This window comes from Geminicoccaceae bacterium (assembly GCA_020638465.1).
Lineage (GTDB): Bacteria > Pseudomonadota > Alphaproteobacteria > Geminicoccales > Geminicoccaceae > JAGREO01.
The window spans coordinates 1,574,458-1,593,357 of sequence record JACKIM010000001.1 but is presented as its reverse complement, the minus strand read 5'-3'; the positions used below and the strand labels follow the sequence as shown (position 1 = coordinate 1,593,357).

Genomic DNA, 18,900 nt, shown 5'->3' with positions numbered 1-18,900 from the left:
GTGAGGCCTTTTGCCGTGAAAATCCGGATGTCACACACCATTATTCGCACCGAAACGTGGAGGGTGATTGAACACCACACTTTTCAACGTTCTGGTTTTTCTCCATGTTGCCAACATTCTTGGTGAGGCAAGGAATTGCAATGTCACTGGCTGATAGCGCCTATCGAGGCACCCCCAAACCCGGCCAGTTCATCGAGCTTCGCAATCGCAGGTGGCTCGTCGATGCAACCGACGACACTGATCCAACCTTCCCGATCGTCCATGTGTCGTGCGTGGATGACGATGCTCAGAGCGAATCGCTGTCAGTTCTTTGGGATGCCGAAATCGACGCGAAAATCGCTTCCGAGGAAACCTGGGACGCGTTCAGCGCTAACGCGACCGATGATCCGGAGACTTTTGCCGCCTTTTTGCGGACGCTGCAATGGCGCACCGCCAGCGCCGCGGATCGCTCGCTGTTCCAGGCGCCGTTTCGCGCAGGTATCCGGTTGGAGGACTATCAACTCGCTCCGCTGTCCAAGGGACTGAGGCTGCCGCGGGTCAATCTCCTGATCGCCGACGATGTCGGTCTGGGCAAGACCGTCGAGGCCGGGCTCGTGTTGCGCGAACTGCTTCTGCGCCGCCGGATCGACTTTGTCGTCGTCGCTGCACCGCCCTCAATGACGCTGCAGTGGCAGGACGAGCTTGAGAGCAAGTTCGGCCTCAGCTTCACCATGGTCGATCGCGACCGCCTGGCCGAACTTCGCCGCAGTCGCGGTTTCGGGGTCAATCCCTGGGCGACGGGTTCACGCTTTCTCGTCTCGCACCGTTTGCTCACCGACGAGACCTACACCTCGGGCTTACGGGATCTTTTAGGCGAGTTCCGGCCGCGTTCGCTGCTTATCCTCGACGAGGCCCACCACGCCGCCCCTGCGAGTGCCTCGCGCTATGCGGTCGACAGTCAGTTTACCCGCGCCATGCGAGAACTGGTTCACCGCTTCGAACATCGCCTGTTCTTGACTGCCACACCGCACAACGGTCATTCCAACAGCTTCTCGGCCCTATTGGAGATGCTCGACCCCCAGCGCTTTACCCGCGGCGTCAAGGTCGGACCCGGCGATCTGGAGCCAATAATGGTCCGGCGGCTCAAATCGGATTTGCGTCGGCTCGGCAAGAGTTTCCCCGAGCGCGTGGTGGAACCCATCGTGCTACGCGGGCTGCCGGGCGATGCACCCGAGCTAAAGCTTGCTCAGATGCTGGCCAGTTACCAGGACCTGCGCGAAGAGCGCATCGTGTTGCTCGGCGAGCGCCAAGCTGGACAGTCTCGCCTGATCTTCTCTGGCCTGCAGCAGCGCCTGCTCTCTTCGGTTGCCGCTTTTGCCAAAACGCTCGCCAAGCACCGCACGACGCTCGCCGGTGCCGTTGAGGACCGCCGTGGCATCATCGAGGAGGCAGCCCGTGCTTTTGCCAAGCATCGTCAGGAACTCGAGGAGGTAGTGGACGCGGACGAGGAAGAACGACTGGAACGACTGATCGAGCATGACGACGATGAGGCTGTCGAACAGGCGACCCGGTTTGGCATGCAAGAAATCGAGCAGCAAGCGTTGGCCCGCGAGCTGGCTGCCGTCGACGCGATGCTGGACGTCGCCAGGATGGCCGCGACCGGCCACGATGCGCGCATCCGCTGGCTGCTTGGTTGGGTACGCGATCACTGTCTCAACGGCGAACGATGGAACGACCGCCGTCTGATTCTCTTTACCGAGTTTGAGGACACGCGGCGATGGCTTGAGCGCTGCCTCATCGCTGGTCTCGCCGGGACCGACAACCTGGGCGAGCGCATCGGTGTCTTTTCCGGCGCGACCTCGATCGAACGTCGCGAGGAGATCAAACAGCAATTCAATGCCGACCCTGCAGAAGCGCCCCTTCGCATCCTGATCTGCACCGATGCCGCGCGCGAGGGCATCAATCTGCAGACCCGCTGCGCCGACCTCGTCCATATCGATCTGCCCTGGAATCCCGCGCGCCTCGAACAGCGCAACGGCCGCATCGACCGCAAGCTACAGCCGGCCAAACAGGTTTTCTGCCGCTATTTCCGGTACGAGCAGCGCCCCGAGGACGCCGTTCTGGAGGCACTGGTCAAAAAGACCGAGCTCATCGAACACCAACTCGGTTCCTTCGGCCAGGTCATAGCCGAGCGCGTCCACGACCGGCTCGCTACAGGGGGCATTCGTCGCGCCGATGCCGCCCGGCTTGCCCGCGAGATCGGCGGTGAGCAGGATGATGAGCGGCTGACTCTGGTTCGCACCGAGATGGATGATACCGAGGACAGGCGCCTCGACCGTGTCAAGAATGAGATCGACCGACTGCGCAGGACGCTCGGCGAGAGCAAGAAGAAGGTTGGAATTGACCGGGATCAGCTCATGGGAGTCACTGCAGTCGCTCTCAAGCGTGCTGCTTTCGACCTGGGCGAGGCTGAAGGCGAGCCTGTTGGTGACGTTCAAAGCTTCGCTCTCGACCCCGAGCACCGTGCCTTTCACGACAGCGGCTGGCAGGAAGCATTCGACGATCTCAGGGAACGCCGCCGGCGCCGTGGCGAACCCGTCAACCTCTGGCGCAGCCGCGCACCTTTGCGCCGCATCGCGTTCGAGCCCCCCGTGCTGCCCGATGACCGGAATGCCGATCACGTCGTCCAGGTTCACCTCGAACACCGCCTGGTGCGCCGTCTCTTGGGCCGCTTTCTCAGCCAAGGGTTTCAAAGCGGGCTGAATCGCGCCACGGTGATCGTCGGTACCGGTAGCCAGCCACGCATCATCCTGCTCGGCCGTGTCGCCCTCTACGGCCCGGGCGCCGCAAGGCTGCACGAGGAAATCCTGCCGGTCACCGCAATCTGGCGCGAGGCCGAGCGCGGCAAGCGCGCACTCACGGCACTGGGCTCGCACGGACAGGAGACGACCCTCGATCAGCTCTCCGATGCGCTCACCCATGCCCGCAAGCCGTCGCAAAGCGCCATCGATCGCGCCCTGACCTTCCTCCATCAGGATGTCGAGGACTTGCTGCCAAGCCTCCATGCCAAAGCCGACGCCGCCATCGAGAAAGCCAGGGTCATGCTCGAACACCGGGGTGAGGAAGAGGCGAAATCGCTGGCCACCCTGCTTGACCAGCAGCGTCAGCGTATTCTCAAAGCCGAAAGTGGCTTCGACGATCGCCAGCGTGAGCTGTTCGACGTTGACGCTCGCCAGCAGGCTCAATTGCGCGCCGACCGCAGGGCATGGATGACCCGATTGGAACGCATTTCAAAAGAACTCGAAACCGAGCCCCAACGCATCCGCGATGGCTACCAGATCAAGGCGGAACGCCGGGAGCCCGTTGGCGTCGTCTATCTCTGGCCTGCAACAGCATGAAAGCCATGACCAACGAACCGCGCCGCGATTCCGATCTCGAATGGCTCGACCATGTCCGCCCCACCGGCCTCGTACTCTCTCCAACCGTGGTCAAGGAACGCGGGCTCGTGCCCGAGCGCCAGACCCAGGCCGATAACGATGCATTCGCGATCTGCCTCGATCCCGAAGAGGCCAACCCTGCCATCGCCCAAACCCTGGGATTTTTGTCTTAGTTCGCAGTAAATATCCCCCGGCAGAGCCGGGGGCTTTGGTTGAGAGCCGCTCAAAGCGGCGGTTTGCGGCGCTGCGCGGCCGCAATCTGTTCGCCGCCTGAAGGCGGCATGTTCAGGGTAACAGCGCGAGTTGATCGAGCCGGCGATCTTCCTTCTCCTGATTGCGAATGTAGTCGCGGATGACCGTTTCGTCTCGCCCGACCGTGCTGACAAAATATCCTCTTGCCCAGAAATGTTGGCCAACGAAATTGCGTCGGCGTTCGCCATAAACACGGGCTAAGTGAATGGCGCTCTTCCCTTTGATGAAGCCGACGACATTGGAGACAGCATATTTGGGGGGAATGGCGAGCATCATGTGGACGTGATCCGGTAGCAGATGACCTTCTATGACCTTGCTCTCCTTTTGTTTGGCTAGCTGTCGAAAAACCGCGCCGAGATGTGGGCGCAGGCCTGTATACAGCGTCTTGCGTCGGCATTTCGGGATAAAGACGACATGATATTTGCAGTCCCAAACGCTGTGACTTAGGCTCTGATACGTGTCCATCGCTGACGTTCCTTCCGTATGCGTGGTGGCAAACGAAAGAAACCCGGCGATGGACTGCCGGAAACGTCAAACTCGGGCTGCCGCCCCGGCATAGCCGGGGGATCTCCTATTTTAGTTTAGCTGTTGATGGCCAACCGCAGCCATTCACGATGGTCCGGAACATCGGGCTTTTTGTCGAGCACGTGGTGCCATGCCAGATAGTTCGGCAGGTATTTTTTCGTGGCGACGCCGTTGAAGGCGGCGATCCAGCTCTTGAGGCGGCTGTGGCGGGCGTTGGCGTTCTGGATGTGCCAGCTTTTGTCGCGGACATGCTCGCCGTGGCGGCTGTTGACAGGCTCGTGATGGATACCATGTCCTCGCCGTTCGGCAAGCGCGGCCACTTCTTCGACGAATGGACGAACGGCGGCGAGACATGGCAGCGTTTCGAGATCCCGGCCGGCGATGTTCCACGCATTTCGGCGGGGTTCCTCGCGGCGGAAAGACGGGCGCTCGGGGCGGACTGGTTCGCCCAGGAATATGGCTGCCGGTTTCTCGATGCCGCCGGGTCGCTGTTTTCCGGCGATGACATCGCGGCAATGCTCTCGGGTTCCGCCGTGCCGGTCGGGCACGGGCTCGGGGGCCTTGGCGACGTGGCTCCCCTCAGGCTTCCGGAGTTCGGGCAATCATGTACGTGATCGGTGTGGTTCCTCCCTGCCACCCTTCCCGCGCGGCACTGGCGGTGTTGCACATCCGACCCGGGCGCGGGGTGCGCAACGCCGCTGCCCTGCGTGCGCTTGAGGAGTTCCCCGCCGATGCAGGCTTGCAGGCGATTGCGGAATACAGCGGCGAGGTTGCCCGGAGCCTTCGCCGTGACGAGGGTGCCCCCACGCCCGTCCGGATCGTGGTCGAGGCATCGGCTCTTGGCGACGCCGGAAGGGGGCTGTGGAGCCGGGCGGGCCTGCGGACGGCCTTTGTCCACGTCACCGGATCGAAACCGCAGGATGCAAGGGGGCGGCATCCTGCGCCGATATGGCGAGGCCAGATCATCGAGGATCTTCGCCTTTCCCTCGAACAGCAGACATTCGAGGTGGCCCGCGCCCTGTCGCTGGCGGAAAGGTTCACCTCCCAGCTGGCAGCCATTCGCGAGAAACCGCCACGTATCGATGACGATGACTTCGACGCCGTATCGGGCCACGCCGGTGAAAACCTTGTGATTGCGACAGGCGTGGCCCTGCATGAGGGGCTTTCCGTCCGTCCGCAAGGCCCGCACGGGTTTTCTGTGTTCACCGTCCCCCAGCCCGGCCCATCCAGCGTGTGGGGGGCGAAGCTCTGGGACCGGCCGTGAGCATGTTTTTCGGGCTGGATGTCGGGCAGGCCCGCGACCCGGCCGCACTGGCGGGCGTCGTGCCCGACGGGGAGCGTTGGCATGCCCGTCATCTCGAACGCCTGCCGCTCGGCACATCCTACGCGGCCATGGTGGCACGCGCCGCCTCGCTTGCGCCCGCCTCGCTGTCCATCGACGCGACGGGAGTCGGGCGGGCGGTGCACGAAATGGCCGTGCTGGCAGGATTGCCGGCGCTGGGTGTCACGATAACGGGCGGGAGAACGGCGAGGCAGATATCAGGCAATGCCCTTGCCATTCCCAAGGTGCTCCTGTTCCGCCCCCTCATGGCGGCGCTGTCCGGACGCCGCATTGCCGTGCCGGGCGAGTTGCCGGGAGCGGGCGCGCTGGCCGGGGAAATGATGGACTTCACCAGCAATGGCGGGAGGATCGATGTTCGCGGACGCGGTCATCATGGCGACCTTGTGACCGCCCTTGCACTGGCCATGGCCGGAGCCTCGTTGCATGCGGGCAAGGGCTTTGCCGCTGCGCGATGGAGCGCTGGAACGTTGCCGGGACAAGAAGCGGCCCACTGACAGGCCCATTCCGGGAGAACCGCCAGCATCCGGAAGGCACTGGAAGGCAGGACGCTGTTTCAGGAGGACGGGGAAACCGGGCCATTCGGGCCGGTGTTGCGCGACTTCGCCGGCGACTATGTCGGCGCCGCGCTCGAACTCGAACGGCGGCAGGAAGGCGAAGCGCCCGGAGCGCTCTGGCACCCCGAAGTCGGTCCGATCTCCCTTGCATGGGGGCATAGCGGCGACAGCCGGGGAAAGGGCTTCGGGCTGGCAAAGCTCATCGACCACCACCCGGAAGTCATAGCCGACCTGCCCGAGCGGCTGGCCGGAATGAAGGTCAAGAACAGGAACCGCCCCAAGCAACAAATCACCCTTGAGAGCAAGACCACGAAAGCCGTCGTGCAACTCGAATACAAAGGAACGTCGGGCGCGTGGTTGCTTACCGCCTACGATACCGAAGACCGTGCGACAAAGCCCGAGCGCGGCAAGAGAGGAAGAAAGGCGCGCCGCCCACAAGCGACATTCGGCACCTTGCGAGACCTTTTTGGGGCTGCCGGAGTGACCTTACCGGCACGACGCTCAGCCAATAATGACAAAAACGGGTCATCATATCAACAAAACAAGGGGGCCACTGCGCGCGGTTCGATCACGTTCGGCGAACGGACGACCATCCGCCTGTTCGAGAAGGCCAACCTGTCGACCGTGCTGCATGAGAGCGGGCACCTGTTCCGCGAGCTGGCCGAGGCTCCTGTCACTGGCGAAGGTGGGGACGAGCAGGTGACTGTACCGCCCGCTCTCTCCGAGCAGACGCAAGCGTGAGCGGCGAAAAAAACATGGCATGGCCCGTAATCGCCCGGAAACGACTATCAGAGTGCGCTTTTATCGTCTGTGCTGGGTGGGGGGGGCACGCTGCGAAATCGAGCCGGTGACGTTCTATGGAACTTGCAGATGGCATAGCCCTCACGCCAGGGCACAGAATTCCGCATAGTCTCCGTACGTCTCAAGCCGCCTTGGTGAGCATGAAATCCACCCGTACCGCGTCATAGGGGAAATGAATGCGGCCATCGTCGTGGCGGTCCAGAACGCCCGCATCGAGCAGCGCGTGAATGTCGCCGTGAACGGCCTTCACGTCGCGGCCGATCCGGCGGGCGGTCTCGCGGATGCTCATCGGTTCCTGACCGATCATCGCTTGCAGCAACTCCCAGCGCTTGGCCGTCAGGGTCTGCCAAAGCAGTTCCGGCGAGGCGAACGAGATGCGGTGGCCCTGTTGCTCGCCGTTGAACGCCGCGAGCGCCCGCCCGGTCACATCGTCACGACTTGCCAGGGAGAGAATTACTTCGCGCATGATCGTCTCCATTCATCGACCTGCCGCCAGAAATCGGCCAGCAACCGTTCGGCGTCGGTGAAACGGTAACTCCGTTCAAGCTCGCCGATATGAAAGTGATCGCCCTTGCCCGCCTCATTGTCGAAACGCAGAACGCATTCGCCTTTCGAGACCAGCGCCAAGGAATATTTGAAATCGTGCCTCGATCCGCGAACAGGCTTCGGCACCCGCCATACCTTTATTTCCACGAAGAGCGTCGTTTCGAGCTGGTGGCGTTCGTGGAAAAGAAGCTCGGCTTTCATGTTGGAGAATGTAACAACACAAAGGCATGTTGTCAATTACTCCAACGCCCGCCGAACATCCGCCATTCACCCCCGATCTGAACCGATCTTGACGCATTCGCCGCCCGGGCGCATGGTTGGGGTTGCCTCGCTATTGGCGTAGCGGGGCAGGACGGACGAGCGTTGGCGCGCCACGTCCGCCCCTAACCACCATCGACTTACAAGGAGTCAACGATGGCTGACACCATCTCTACGGGCGGAATCTGCCCGACCGCAACCTTTTCCCGCTTAGAGCAGATCAGGCAGCTTGAATTCACGACAGTGGATATCGAGACGGGCCTGCATATCATCGAGAAGCTTACCAAGAGCGACGACTGCGAAGCCTTGGGCGATCAGATCGCCTATATCGTCAGCCGGCTATATCAGCATCTCGACGAGCTACATCAGGGCTTTTCCGCCTTGCGCACGAGCAAGGAGGAAGCGGCATGACCGCCACCCGCCGCATTCTTCTCGCCACCGCAGCCGCTACGCCGCTGGCGACACCGGCTATTGCTGCACCGGTCGATCCGGTCATCCCGCTTTGCGAAGAATACTTCCGCCGGGCCAAGTGGCTGCAATCAGGCAATCACGGGCTCGACGACGAGCAGTTCGAAGCCGAATGCGATGCATGGATGCGTGTCTTCGACCAGCTGGCAGCAATCCGCCCGACGACCATCGAAGGCGTGATTATGCAGTTACGGGCGTTCCACCGTGAGCACCGCGACGATTGGCATTTCCCTACCGCGCCCGTCGCGATCCGCAATGCCATCGAGGCGCTCGAAGCACTCGCCTGAACCATCCCGTTCCAGCACGCCCCGTCATCGAAAGGTGGCGGGGCCCCTGCCGCGTTTGACGAATCACAGATAACATATTGAAAAATACAAATAATTCATATCTTGGCGGGTGTACGCTGATTTCTCGAATCATCTACGATATGAGTAGGGCATCTTTCATCGTCCGAAAGGATCATAGATGCCAAGACTGGGTTCTCTTAAAGAGGCGCGCAAGGTCATCCCCCAGTGGAGCCGGAGCAAGTTCTACATATACGCAGGCAAAGTTCCTGGTCTCGTTTATCGGGACGGTGCCGGCATGGGGCCGCTCAAATTCGATCTGGACATGCTTGAACGGATCGTGGCGGAGCCAAGGGCGGTGCTTCCACCTGAGCCAAAGGCAGTGAGGGCGGGTTGATGAAACGCACACCGGCCATTTCGCCCATGTTCACCCACGCGTGGGTCGCCTGTCCCGTAAAGGTCTCGTTCAAGCGCCCGAATGCTCGTGCCCGTCGCAGACTGCGGCGGATGATCGAGCGACTGGCGAAGGGTGTGGTGTAGCGTTGGACCTACCTACCCTCCTTTTCGCAGAAGACATCGCGCCGACCTTGCGCAAGACCAAGCGCGGGGCCAGTGATGAGATGAAAAAGGGAAGAATCAGGGCGAAGAAGCTCGGCAAGCGCTGGTACACGACGCCCGAATGGCTCAAGGAGTCCCTATGCCCCGAGAACGACTCGACAAGCTCGGAGACTTCTACCTCTTCCGGGACAAGCCCGGCGGTAACATCTATCTTGGCTGGCAGGTCGCCGACCCGAACCGACCGGGACGAAGCCGTACCGAACGTGAAAGCTGCGGCACTGCGGATGTTGAGACCGCGCGAGAAATGATGATCGCCCGCCATTTCAAGACCCGCCAGCCGCGTGACCATCAGCCCGACACGATGCTTTTTGCCGAGCTGGCTATGGATTATAAGGCCAAATGGCTCGACCGTGGCGAGATCCGTTCGGTTGACCAGATCAAGCGCTCGCTTCGGTGGGCGGTCGAGCGGTTCGGCGATAGGACCGTTTTTGAAGTCGGATCGCCCGAATTGCAGATCTGGGGCGAGGAGCTGATGGAAGACGGTCGCGCGCCGGGATATGTGCAGCGCATCCTCAACGACATCAGGACAATGTACAACCGCGCTGTAGAGCGTCGCTGGCTCATGTCCGCGCCAAAAATATCACTGCAATGGATAGGCCCCCTTGATGGCCGGAACATTTTCGCAGGACGCGAACAGGCGTTGGCCTTCTGGGAAGCGATAGAAGATGAGCGTCTCGCCCGGTTCACGATCATAAACGCGAACACTGGTGGACGAACCGAGCGCATTTGTGAACTGACTGCCGACAAGATTGACCTTGAGAACGGCACGGTCGATCTTCGCAAGCCCGGCGAGAAGCCGAGAGACAAGAAGCGGAATCCAGTCGTGAAGATCACGCGGACACTTCGTCCGTGGTTCGCGAATCTGGACGGCGGCTTGATTGTTGGTGCCCGCAAGCGCTGGATCTATGAGATGTGGCGCGAAACCCGTGTTAGGGCTGGGCTTGATGAAAGTTTTGTTCCTACCATCTGGCGGCATACTCTTAACACGCTTCTTGACGAGAAGGTTGAAGAGCAGTGGGTGCGGCGCTGGTTAGCCCGCGCCAATCCCGAGCAGATGATTGAATGGTACACCAAGCGGAGGGTGAACGAACCGGACTATTGCAAGCCCTGCGTCGACGTGATCGACGACTATATGGCCGAATGCGGCATGAGCAATTCGCTTCATGAGGCCAGAAAAGCATGAGGCGACGAGAACTACTACCTTCCCGCCGCCTCTTTATCCTGACAGTGTGCGAACAACCTGCGAACAGGCCCGTCAGAAAAATGGTGCCGCCAGAGAGAATTGAACTCTCGACCTCACCCTTACCAAGGGTGCGCTCTACCACTGAGCTACGGCGGCTGCGGGCGTGCTAATGCCATAGGGATTGAGGATGTGCAAGTCCGGGTGTCAACGATGAGCAAACAAATTCGATCCGAAGGCCGAGGCGACGGGGAGCGTTCCGAAGCCCTGGCGCGGCAGATGCGCGACAATCTGCGCAAGCGCAAGCAGCAGACCCGCCAGCGGGCGGAACGTGACGGCGATGGCGGCACGGAAGGTGCAACGGCACGGCAGCCGCTTGGATCGGCCGGTGACGGATGCTAACAGACAGGCCCATGAACAAGCGAGCGGAAGCGGGTGACGCCATGAGTGAGAAAATCCGATTGCGGGCGGAGGACATCGAGGATCTGGCGATGATCGCGGCCCTGTTGCAGGATGCCCGCACCTCGGTGAACGAGATGATGTATTCGGCCGAGGACAATCGCTTCATCGCGGCCTTCGTCCGCTACCGCAGGGAACAGGCGCATGATCCGTCGACCTGCGAGGGCCTGACCGAAACGCAGGCGGCCCTCGTGTTCGACTGCATCGACGAGGTGAAGCACCGCGGGCTCGATGCCGATGCCCCCGAGCAGCCGCTGACGCTCCTGACGATCGCCACGGAGCCGGGCGAACGCTGGATGTTCCATATCAATCTGGTCTTCGAGGGGGATCGGGCCATCCAGCTTCGCAGCGACTGCATCGATTGCCGGTTCGAGGATTTCGGCGAGATCCTCGCCAGCAGGAACACACCTTGTGATCATTTTGCGACATTGCTCGGCGCCGAGGCCATGGCGGAGCAGGAAAAGCGCGAGCGCGAAGGGGAACTTGATGCACCACGAACGGCAAGCGGCTGATTTCACGGGCGGAGACCGCCGTTGAGTGATGCAAGCCGAATCACCGACATCAGGCTGGACGAGCGCAGCATCGTTCGCTGGAGCCCCGAAATCGAGCATGAGCGCGACGTGGCCATCTTCGATCTGCTGGAGGACAACCACTTCCAGGTGCGAAGCGACCTGCAGGGGCCGTTCGAACTGCTCCTGTCCCTGCGCGAGACGACCCTCATCATGGATGTCACCGGTGCCGCCAATGACAACGGGACGCGCCAACATGTCGAGATCGCCCTGTCGGTCCGGCCGCTCCGGCGAATCATCAAGGACTACTTCATGATCTGCGAGAGCTATTTCGACGCAATCAAGGGGGCAACACCCAGCCGTATCGAGGCAATCGACATGGCCCGGCGCGGCCTGCACAATGAGGGGTCGGACGTACTCAAGGATGCACTTGTCGACAAGGTGGGCCTGGATGACAACACGGCCCGGCGGCTGTTCACGCTGGTTTGCGTCCTGCACCTGCGTGGCTGACGGACCTGCCCGCCATGGATGACCTTCCGGGCAGCGTGCTGTTTGCGTGCACCATGAACCAGGTCCGCTCGCCGATGGCGGAGATCCTGCTGAAATATCTGCATGGGACGCGAATTTTCGTTCAGAGCGCCGGCGTCCGGCCCGCAGGCGATGCCGACGGGTTCGCCATCGCGGCCATGGATGAACTGGGGCTCGATCTTTCCCGGCACCGTTCCCGCTCGTTTGATGAACTTGAAGATGATTACTTCGACATTGTGATATCCCTGTCGCCCGAAGCCCAGCACCGTGCCGTCGAGCTGACGCGTCATTCGAGCTGCGAAATCGAGTTCTGGCCGACCATGGACCCGACGCATGTGCAGGGCAGCCGGGAACAGAAGCTCGATGCCTACCGCAGCTTGCGCGATGACCTGCATCGCAGGATTCTCCAGCGTTTCCGCCCGCTGCAGGCACCAAAGGTATGAATGGCCAGAAGCGGAGCGACAACAGACCATGACCGAGCGAATTCTCGTCGAGCGCCAGGAGGCGATCGGCCACATCACCTTCAACAATCCCGAAAAGCGCAACGCTATGTCGCTCGGGATGTGGCAGGGCCTGATCGACGCGCTCGACCGCTTCTCTAAGGAACCCGGCCTTCGCGTTCTGGTGCTTGCCGGAGCCGGCGGCAGGGCATTCGTTTCGGGAGCCGACATCTCGAAGTTCGAGAGCGAACGCTCCAGCGCCGCCGATGTCGAACGCTACGAGGCCGTTACCGACAAAGCCCAGGAACGCCTGGCAGGATTCCCCTTGCCGACAATAGCCCGGATCGACGGCTGGTGCATCGGCGGCGGCATGGCCATTGCCCTTGCCTGCGACCTGCGGATATGCGGCACAGGCTCACAATTCGCCATTCCGGCAGCACGCCTCGGAGTCGGCTATGGCCTTGCCGGCGTCAAACGGCTCATCGATCTGGTCGGACCGGCCGTCGCCAAGGAGATTTTCTTCACTGGTCGAAGGTTTGGAAGTGAAGAAGCCCAGCGTATCGGGTTGGTCAATCATGTGGTCAATGACGGCGAAGTGGCGGAGGCAGCCCTTTCCACGGCTTCGACCATCGCGGCCAATGCCCCGTTGACCGTCCGGTCGATCAAGCAGATCGCTGCGCATGTGCTGGTCGATGGTGATGGACGTGATCCCGACCTTTGTGCGAAACTTGTGCGGGAGTGCTTTTCCAGCGAGGATTACATCGAAGGGCGCCGGGCATTCATGGAAAAGCGTGCGCCCGTCTTCAGGGGACGCTGAAACCGGCGCGGTTCCGGTCGGGGTGGACAGGAAGCGGGGGTTGAGACAAGCCACCGCCTTTGCCTTGCAATCGTCACGGATTATAGGTGCGGTCACACCGCAGGCGCTGTTGTTGCAAGCTCACGTGTTGCAGGAGAGAGGAGAATCGTTTTGCGCGTTTCAGGTCATGACAGTATCGGCGCACGCCGCAAGCTCGACGTGGATGGTCGATCCTATGATTATTTCTCGCTCTCCGAAGCGAGCCAGAAGATCGGCGATCTGAGCCGTCTGCCCTTCTCGCTCAAGGTGCTGGCGGAAAACCTGCTGCGCTACGAAGACGGCAATACCGTCACCACCGACCACATCAAGGCACTGGTCGAGTGGACGAAGAAGCGGCAAAGCGACCAGGAAATAGCCTTCCGTCCTGCCCGCGTGCTGATGCAGGACTTCACCGGCGTTCCGGCGGTGGTCGATCTGGCAGCCATGCGCGAGGCCATGGTGAAGCTGGGCGGCGACCCGACGAAGATCAATCCGCTGTCACCGGTCGACCTGGTCATCGATCACTCCGTCATGGTCGACAACTTCGGCGGCACCGACAGCTTCGAGCGCAATGTCGAGCTCGAATACCAGCGCAATGGCGAACGCTACGCCTTCCTGCGCTGGGGTCAGGATGCGTTCGACAATTTCCGCGTGGTCCCGCCCGGAACCGGCATCTGCCACCAGGTCAATCTCGAGCACCTGTCCCAGGTGGTCTGGACGGCGAAGGAAGGGGGACGCGAGGTCGCCTATCCCGATACGCTGGTCGGCACCGACAGCCATACCACCATGGTCAATGGCCTCGCGGTTCTCGGGTGGGGTGTCGGCGGCATCGAGGCTGAAGCGGCGATGCTGGGCCAGCCCGTGTCGATGCTGGTTCCCGAGGTGGTCGGCTTCAAGCTGCACGGCCGGCTTCCGGCCGGGGCTACCGCCACTGATCTGGTCCTGACCTGCGTCCAGATGCTGCGTGCGCAGGGCGTGGTCGGCAAGTTCGTCGAATTCTTCGGCCCCGGTGTGGCCAACCTGCCGCTGGCAGACCGCGCGACGATCGCCAACATGGCCCCCGAATATGGTGCGACCTGCGGCTTCTTCGCCATCGACAGGGTGACCCTGGAATACATGGCACTGACCGGGCGCGACCCGGAGCGCATCAAGCTGGTCGAAGCCTACGCCAAGGCACAGGGCATGTGGCGCCATGACGACATGCCCGATCCCGTCTTCTCCGCCATCCTCGAACTCGATCTGGAGGAAATCGAGCCGTCGATGGCCGGTCCCAAGCGGCCGCAGGACCGCGAATTGCTGACCGATGTCCCGGCCAGCATGAAGGAGGCGATCTCCGACCTGCGTGGCGAGTCCGCCGAGGATGCCTCCGTGGCCCTGAAGGGCATGGATGCGGAGCTGAAGCATGGTGACGCCGTCATTGCCGCCATCACCAGCTGCACCAACACCTCGAACCCGAGCGTGATGCTGGCCGCCGGTCTCGTCGCGAAGAAGGCCGTCGAACTGGGCATCAAGCCGAAGCCCTGGGTCAAGACCTCGCTCGCTCCGGGATCGAAGGTGGTGACCGACTATCTGGCCAAGGCGGGTTTGCAGACCTATCTCGACCAGCTGGGATTCGACCTCGTCGGCTATGGCTGCACCACCTGCATCGGCAATTCCGGGCCGTTGCCGGATGCCGTCAGCGAGGCCGTCGACAGCGGCAAGCTGGTGGTCGGTTCGGTCCTGTCGGGCAACCGCAATTTCGAGGGGCGTGTCCATCAGCAGGTCAAAGCCAACTACCTCGCGTCGCCGCCCCTCGTCGTCGCCTATTCGCTGGCGGGATCGCTGCTCACTGACATCACCGAGGCACCGCTCGGCGAAGGCAGCAGCGGCCCGGTCATGCTGGACGATGTCTGGCCCACCCCGCAGGAGGTCGACGAGGCCGTCCGCACGGCCGTTACCCGCGACATGTTCATGTCGTCCTATGCGGACGTGTTCACCGGTGACAAACGCTGGCAGAACATCGGCTCCGACAAGACCGAGATGACCTATGAGTGGGATGACGGGTCGACCTATGTCCGCCTGCCACCCTATTTCGTAGGCATGACCCGCGAAGCGCCGGAATCCGTCAAGGATATCAGGGATGCCCGTGTGCTCGCACTCCTCGGCGACAGCATCACCACCGATCACATCAGCCCGGCCGGCTCGATCGCGAAAAACAGCCCGGCCGCGGAATATCTGCGCTCGTTCCAGGTCATGCAGAAGGATTTCAATTCCTACGGCTCCCGCCGTGGCAATCACGAAGTCATGATGCGCGGTACTTTCGCCAACATTCGCCTGCGCAACGAGATGGCGCCCGGTACGGAAGGCGGCTGGACCACGCATCAGCCCGATGGTGAGGTCATGTCCATCTATGACGCAGCCATGAAATATGCGGAGAACGGGACACCGCTGGTAATTTTCGGCGGCAAGGAGTACGGCACCGGTTCGTCGCGCGACTGGGCGGCGAAAGGTACCGTATTGCTGGGCGTCAAGGCGGTGATCACCGAGAGCTTCGAGCGTATCCATCGCTCGAATCTGGTCGGGATGGGTGTCCTGCCGCTCAACTTCAAGGAAGGTACCACGCGCAAGACACTCGGTCTCGATGGCAGCGAAACGGTGAGCATCACCGGCCTCGAAGCCGGTCTGCGCCCGCGGATGGACCTCAACTGCACCATCACGCGCAAGGACGGCAGGAGCGAGACCATCCCGCTGACCTGCCGCCTCGATACGCAGGACGAGGTCGACTACTACAAGAATGGCGGCATCCTGCACTATGTGCTGCGGATGCTGCTGAACCAGAAGTGACGTCCTGAGCCGATCGGTATTGACTTGGCACCTTTTACCACAACGGGAATGGTGCCGGGATAACTATCCGGTTTGGCGTCAAGTAAGGATACCGGCCCCGGGAGATATTTTAACTCCCGGGGCTTATCATGTGCGTGCCGGGATACTGAACGGAACACGCGCGATTGGCCGGCGATCAAGGATGAATCGGGAACGGCCGCGATGGCGGACAGGCTCCATGATATGATGCGACAGGAAACGATGTCTCCCATTGTGGCATTGATGCGAACTGAAATGGTCCCCATGGCCGGAATCATTTGCAACACTGATCCCGCCTTCGGTTCGCGGCAGCTTGCCGTACTGCAGTGCAACGTGTATCGGCTGCCCATGTTCCCGGATCAGACATTCGACACGTGCGCATCGACTCATCCAGCCCCGCCACGGCGCGGGAGGTGATTGCGTGTATCTGGCTCTCTACATCCTCCTGCTGGCCGCTGTCCTGCTGCATGCGCCGCCCGAACTTCTCGACCCCCACGCACGCGAGTTCGTTTTCATCATCGGAATTGTGGGGATTTGGCGATATTCCTGGGGTTTCGTCCATTTCCTGCGTGCGTTGATCTACAAGAACATCTCGTTCCCCCGATGGCGCCGTTATGCCGATCGCCTGCTTTGCGCCAGCGATGAGGGCGAGGTCGACCCGGCCGAACTGTATCCCGAAGCCTTCATCGTCATCACGGCGTTCCGCATCCGCACCGAGACGGTGGTGGCGGTGCTGCGCGCCGCCCTGCTCGAAGCAAGGGATTATCCCCGCCCGGTGACCATTGTCGCCTCGGTCGTGGAAATGGCCGACGAGCGGCTGGCCAAACAGTTCTTCCGCGAAATGCAGCCGCCATCGCATGTTCGCCTTGCAATCGTCCGCGTGGCCGGATCGGGCAAGCGCGACGGCCTGTCGACAGCGCTGCGCGCCATCGGCCGGATGCGTCCTCCCCTCGATTCGGCGGTCATGGTCATGGACGGCGATGCCGTTCTGCCGCCGGGCACACTGCGCCGCAGCCTGCCCTTCCTGCGGATCATGCCCGATGTCGCGGGCTTCACCACCGACGAGGACGCGGTGGTCGACGGAAGCCTTGTCATTCGCGCATGGCATCGCCTGCGCTTTGCCCAGCGCCAGGTGCTGATGTGCTCGATGGGCCTGTCGCGCAAGCTGCTGACCATGACCGGCCGCATGTCGGTTTTCCGCAGCCAGGTGGCCACCGACCCGGACTTCATCGCACAGATCCGCGACGACGCCATCGACCATTGGCGCCTCGGGCGGATCAAGCTGCTCACCGGCGAGGACAAATCCACCTGGTTCTGGCTGCTCAAGAACCGCATGAAGATGCTGTATATTCCCGATGTGCGTATCATCACCATCGAGCATCCGCCTGGAAAGTCCTTCTTCACGGCCTCCACCAGATTGATGAAGCGCTGGTTCGGCAACATGCTGCGCGCAAGCGGCCGGGCCATCGACCTCGGCCCGCGCCAGGTGGGCCTGTTCACCTGGTGGTGCCTGATCGATCAGCGCGTCTCGATGTGGACCCCGCTTATCGGGCCGCTGACAGCCATCTGCTTTGCCATCCTGATATCGCCGCTCTTTCTCTATGTGTTTGTCGCCTGGATCCTCATCACCCGCTTCGCACAGACGCTCATGCTGCTGGCGTTCCGGGACACGGTAAGCGGGCTCTATCCGTTTCTGATCTATTACAATCAGGTCTACGGGGCCTTCATCAAGACCTACGTGCTGTTCCGGCTGGACAGGCAGACCTGGACCCGCCAGCAGATCTCCAGCCCGGTGACAGGGCGCAGCCGCCTTGAAGGCGCCCTGCAGGCCATCGGATCGGCGTATGTTCATGCGCTGGCTCTTCTGGCGCTGTTCGCGGCCATCGGCTTCCTCACCGGATTGCTGACCCTGCCTTCCTCGTTTTTCACCTTCAAGCCATGACAGGATCGGACCATGCAACCGCAAGTCGTCCATGAAGCCGAGGTCCATCGCCAGCATGTCCGCCTCAAGATCCCGATCGTCGTCGAGATCGACGGTTCGCGCTTTGCAGTCGACGACTGGTCGATGGGTGGATTCGGCATACTCAGCGAAATGTCGTCGCGACAGCCCGGCGAGAATTTCCCGACTCGATTGATATTCCCGTTCGAGGACTTCGAGGTGTCGCTGCGGCTCGACTGCCAGATGGTCTACATCCTCGATGACAGCACCCGCTTCGGCTGCAAGTTCCTGTCGATGTCCCGCGGGCAGATTTCGCTGTTCCGCTATCTGGTCGACGCATATCTTTCCGGCGAGATGGTCAGCGGTGGCGATATCCTCCACATTGCGGGACGCGAGAACACCGCCGACGCGCGCGAGAAACCCCTGAGCTTCCTGCCCTTCGCCGAAGAGGAAACGACGGGCCGCAGGATCCGCCGGGTTCTCGGTTATGGTGCACTTCTGCTGCTTGGTGCGGGGCTGCTTTTCGTCGTGGCGACAGGCTTTCAGGACCGCTTCCTCACCGTCCATGCGGAGTCGGCGGTCATCCATGCACCCATGACCCGTCTCCGCGCGCCTCAGGCAGGCACCCTGCGCCCCGTCGACACGCCTCCGCTCCTCGAACCGGGCATGGCAATCGCGAGGCTCGAAGTCAGCGGAGACTCCAGCATCTTCATCGAAAGCCCGTGCGCTTGCGTCCTTCTCGACTGGAAGGCCACTGCCGGCGGCTTTGTCGCGCAGGGCGAGGAGGTGGCCGTTCTTGCATCCGCCGACTCGCCTCTGCTCGTGCGCGCCCGCGTGGCGTTTGCCGACGCCCTGAGGATGCAGGAGGGAGATGTTGCCGAAATCACCATTCCCGGGCGTCCCGGTACCCAGCTTGGTCAGATCCAGTCGATCAACTTCAAGCCGGATCTCGGCACTGGCGGAGATGCCAACCGCCTGACGACCGTGGTGGTCCGACCCGATCAGCCCTTTGATTTCACCGACCTGGGTTCCATCGTCAGCGTCGACTTCCCGTAGCGATCACAGCCCGAAAGCCCGGGTCCGGAGCCGGGCTTTCGGAAATGCC

General features: G+C 61.8%; 22 protein-coding genes and 1 tRNA gene. 18 read left to right on the top strand and 5 right to left on the bottom strand.

Features of this window, described 5'->3' with window-relative positions; all coding sequences use genetic code 11:
- Positions 1-140 precede the first annotated feature (140 nt).
- A complete protein-coding gene (locus H6851_07575; protein MCB9943465.1) occupies positions 141-3,377 on the top strand; it encodes an ATP-dependent helicase in 3,237 nt (1,078 codons plus the stop codon).
- Between the two features lie 5 nt (positions 3,378-3,382).
- Positions 3,383-3,589 (top strand): hypothetical protein, encoded by a 207-nt coding sequence (locus tag H6851_07570; protein MCB9943464.1) that lies wholly within the window; start codon positions 3,383-3,385, stop codon positions 3,587-3,589.
- A gap of 112 nt (positions 3,590-3,701) precedes the next feature.
- On the opposite strand, the gene tnpA is transcribed toward H6851_07570, so the two are convergent.
- Both tnpA and H6851_07560 read right to left on the bottom strand, forming a co-directional pair.
- Entirely contained in the window at positions 3,702-4,133 is a 432-nt protein-coding gene (tnpA, locus tag H6851_07565) for an IS200/IS605 family transposase (protein ID MCB9943463.1), read from the bottom strand.
- 116 nt (positions 4,134-4,249) lie between these two features.
- The gene (locus tag H6851_07560; protein ID MCB9943462.1) at positions 4,250-4,513 is read right to left on the bottom strand and encodes a hypothetical protein; all 264 of its coding nucleotides are present in this window, start codon (positions 4,511-4,513) and stop codon (positions 4,250-4,252) included.
- Here H6851_07560 and H6851_07555 point away from each other — a divergent pair.
- The 4 genes from H6851_07555 to H6851_07540 all read left to right on the top strand — a co-directional run bounded on the left by H6851_07555 (position 4,484) and on the right by H6851_07540 (position 6,830).
- A complete protein-coding gene (locus tag H6851_07555; protein ID MCB9943461.1) occupies positions 4,484-4,807 on the top strand; it encodes a hypothetical protein in 324 nt (107 codons plus the stop codon). The two genes, H6851_07560 and H6851_07555, sit on opposite strands and share 30 nt — an antisense overlap.
- Positions 4,798-5,457, top strand: coding sequence for a hypothetical protein (locus H6851_07550; GenBank protein MCB9943460.1), 660 nt, complete (start codon positions 4,798-4,800; stop codon positions 5,455-5,457). The genes H6851_07555 and H6851_07550 overlap by 10 nt, the downstream gene beginning before the upstream one ends.
- Entirely contained in the window at positions 5,454-6,029 is a 576-nt protein-coding gene (locus H6851_07545) for a hypothetical protein (GenBank protein ID MCB9943459.1), read from the top strand. Before H6851_07550 ends, H6851_07545 begins: the two co-directional genes overlap by 4 nt.
- A gap of 93 nt (positions 6,030-6,122) precedes the next feature.
- Positions 6,123-6,830, top strand: a complete 708-nt coding sequence (locus H6851_07540; protein MCB9943458.1) for a hypothetical protein — start codon at positions 6,123-6,125, stop codon at positions 6,828-6,830.
- Between the two features lie 181 nt (positions 6,831-7,011).
- Here H6851_07540 and H6851_07535 read toward each other — a convergent pair whose 3' ends face one another.
- Positions 7,012-7,356 carry a transcriptional regulator gene (locus tag H6851_07535; GenBank protein ID MCB9943457.1) on the bottom strand — a complete coding sequence of 115 codons (345 nt, stop codon included), beginning with the start codon at positions 7,354-7,356 and terminating at the stop codon, positions 7,012-7,014.
- Positions 7,344-7,637: a hypothetical protein gene (locus tag H6851_07530; protein MCB9943456.1), complete on the bottom strand. Its 294-nt coding sequence runs from the start codon at positions 7,635-7,637 to the stop codon at positions 7,344-7,346. The genes H6851_07535 and H6851_07530 overlap by 13 nt, the downstream gene beginning before the upstream one ends.
- A gap of 213 nt (positions 7,638-7,850) precedes the next feature.
- Here H6851_07530 and H6851_07525 point away from each other — a divergent pair, with 213 nt between their 5' ends.
- From H6851_07525 to H6851_07510, 4 genes are all read left to right on the top strand, one after another.
- The gene (locus H6851_07525; protein ID MCB9943455.1) at positions 7,851-8,105 is read left to right on the top strand and encodes a hypothetical protein; all 255 of its coding nucleotides are present in this window, start codon (positions 7,851-7,853) and stop codon (positions 8,103-8,105) included.
- The gene (locus H6851_07520) at positions 8,102-8,449 is read left to right on the top strand and encodes a hypothetical protein (protein MCB9943454.1); all 348 of its coding nucleotides are present in this window, start codon (positions 8,102-8,104) and stop codon (positions 8,447-8,449) included. The genes H6851_07525 and H6851_07520 overlap by 4 nt, the downstream gene beginning before the upstream one ends.
- A 393-nt stretch (positions 8,450-8,842) precedes the next feature.
- Positions 8,843-8,986 (top strand): hypothetical protein, encoded by a 144-nt coding sequence (locus H6851_07515; protein ID MCB9943453.1) that lies wholly within the window; start codon positions 8,843-8,845, stop codon positions 8,984-8,986.
- A gap of 157 nt (positions 8,987-9,143) precedes the next feature.
- Positions 9,144-10,247, top strand: a complete 1,104-nt coding sequence (locus H6851_07510) for a hypothetical protein (protein ID MCB9943452.1) — start codon at positions 9,144-9,146, stop codon at positions 10,245-10,247.
- A gap of 81 nt (positions 10,248-10,328) precedes the next feature.
- Here H6851_07510 and H6851_07505 read toward each other — a convergent pair.
- Positions 10,329-10,403 (bottom strand) — tRNA-Thr (locus H6851_07505).
- A gap of 54 nt (positions 10,404-10,457) precedes the next feature.
- Between H6851_07505 and H6851_07500 the strand changes: the two genes are divergently transcribed.
- The 8 genes from H6851_07500 (at position 10,458) to H6851_07465 (ending at position 18,851) form a co-directional block, all read left to right on the top strand.
- Entirely contained in the window at positions 10,458-10,646 is a 189-nt protein-coding gene (locus H6851_07500) for a hypothetical protein (protein ID MCB9943451.1), read from the top strand.
- 41 nt (positions 10,647-10,687) lie between these two features.
- Positions 10,688-11,215, top strand: a complete 528-nt coding sequence (locus H6851_07495) for a DUF2948 family protein (GenBank protein MCB9943450.1) — start codon at positions 10,688-10,690, stop codon at positions 11,213-11,215.
- Positions 11,216-11,236: 21 nt separating this feature from the next.
- The gene (locus tag H6851_07490; GenBank protein ID MCB9943449.1) at positions 11,237-11,722 is read left to right on the top strand and encodes a UPF0262 family protein; all 486 of its coding nucleotides are present in this window, start codon (positions 11,237-11,239) and stop codon (positions 11,720-11,722) included.
- A gap of 14 nt (positions 11,723-11,736) precedes the next feature.
- Complete coding sequence (locus H6851_07485) at positions 11,737-12,183, top strand: arsenate reductase ArsC (GenBank protein MCB9943448.1); 447 nt, start codon at positions 11,737-11,739, stop codon at positions 12,181-12,183.
- Between the two features lie 28 nt (positions 12,184-12,211).
- On the top strand, positions 12,212-12,997 hold the full coding sequence (locus tag H6851_07480) for an enoyl-CoA hydratase/isomerase family protein (protein MCB9943447.1): 786 nt from the start codon (positions 12,212-12,214) through the stop codon (positions 12,995-12,997).
- Between the two features lie 150 nt (positions 12,998-13,147).
- Positions 13,148-15,838: an aconitate hydratase AcnA gene (gene acnA / locus H6851_07475; GenBank protein ID MCB9943446.1), complete on the top strand. Its 2,691-nt coding sequence runs from the start codon at positions 13,148-13,150 to the stop codon at positions 15,836-15,838.
- Positions 15,839-16,277: 439 nt separating this feature from the next.
- Positions 16,278-17,798: a glycosyltransferase gene (locus tag H6851_07470; GenBank protein ID MCB9943445.1), complete on the top strand. Its 1,521-nt coding sequence runs from the start codon at positions 16,278-16,280 to the stop codon at positions 17,796-17,798.
- A 12-nt stretch (positions 17,799-17,810) separates the two neighbouring features.
- Positions 17,811-18,851: an alginate biosynthesis protein Alg44 gene (locus H6851_07465; GenBank protein ID MCB9943444.1), complete on the top strand. Its 1,041-nt coding sequence runs from the start codon at positions 17,811-17,813 to the stop codon at positions 18,849-18,851.
- Positions 18,852-18,900 lie beyond the last annotated feature (49 nt).

Coding starts and splice junctions, on each gene's coding strand:
- H6851_07575 (MCB9943465.1), top strand. CDS start 141: ATGTCACTGGCTGATAGCGCCTATCGAGGCACCCCCAAACCCGGCCAG.
- H6851_07570 (MCB9943464.1), top strand. CDS start 3,383: ATGACCAACGAACCGCGCCGCGATTCCGATCTCGAATGGCTCGACCAT.
- tnpA (MCB9943463.1), bottom strand. CDS start 4,133: ATGGACACGTATCAGAGCCTAAGTCACAGCGTTTGGGACTGCAAATAT.
- H6851_07555 (MCB9943461.1), top strand. CDS start 4,484: ATGTCCTCGCCGTTCGGCAAGCGCGGCCACTTCTTCGACGAATGGACG.
- H6851_07550 (MCB9943460.1), top strand. CDS start 4,798: ATGTACGTGATCGGTGTGGTTCCTCCCTGCCACCCTTCCCGCGCGGCA.
- H6851_07535 (MCB9943457.1), bottom strand. CDS start 7,356: ATGCGCGAAGTAATTCTCTCCCTGGCAAGTCGTGACGATGTGACCGGG.
- H6851_07530 (MCB9943456.1), bottom strand. CDS start 7,637: ATGAAAGCCGAGCTTCTTTTCCACGAACGCCACCAGCTCGAAACGACG.
- H6851_07525 (MCB9943455.1), top strand. CDS start 7,851: ATGGCTGACACCATCTCTACGGGCGGAATCTGCCCGACCGCAACCTTT.
- H6851_07520 (MCB9943454.1), top strand. CDS start 8,102: ATGACCGCCACCCGCCGCATTCTTCTCGCCACCGCAGCCGCTACGCCG.
- H6851_07515 (MCB9943453.1), top strand. CDS start 8,843: ATGAAACGCACACCGGCCATTTCGCCCATGTTCACCCACGCGTGGGTC.
- H6851_07510 (MCB9943452.1), top strand. CDS start 9,144: ATGCCCCGAGAACGACTCGACAAGCTCGGAGACTTCTACCTCTTCCGG.
- H6851_07500 (MCB9943451.1), top strand. CDS start 10,458: ATGAGCAAACAAATTCGATCCGAAGGCCGAGGCGACGGGGAGCGTTCC.
- H6851_07495 (MCB9943450.1), top strand. CDS start 10,688: ATGAGTGAGAAAATCCGATTGCGGGCGGAGGACATCGAGGATCTGGCG.
- H6851_07485 (MCB9943448.1), top strand. CDS start 11,737: ATGGATGACCTTCCGGGCAGCGTGCTGTTTGCGTGCACCATGAACCAG.
- H6851_07480 (MCB9943447.1), top strand. CDS start 12,212: ATGACCGAGCGAATTCTCGTCGAGCGCCAGGAGGCGATCGGCCACATC.
- H6851_07465 (MCB9943444.1), top strand. CDS start 17,811: ATGCAACCGCAAGTCGTCCATGAAGCCGAGGTCCATCGCCAGCATGTC.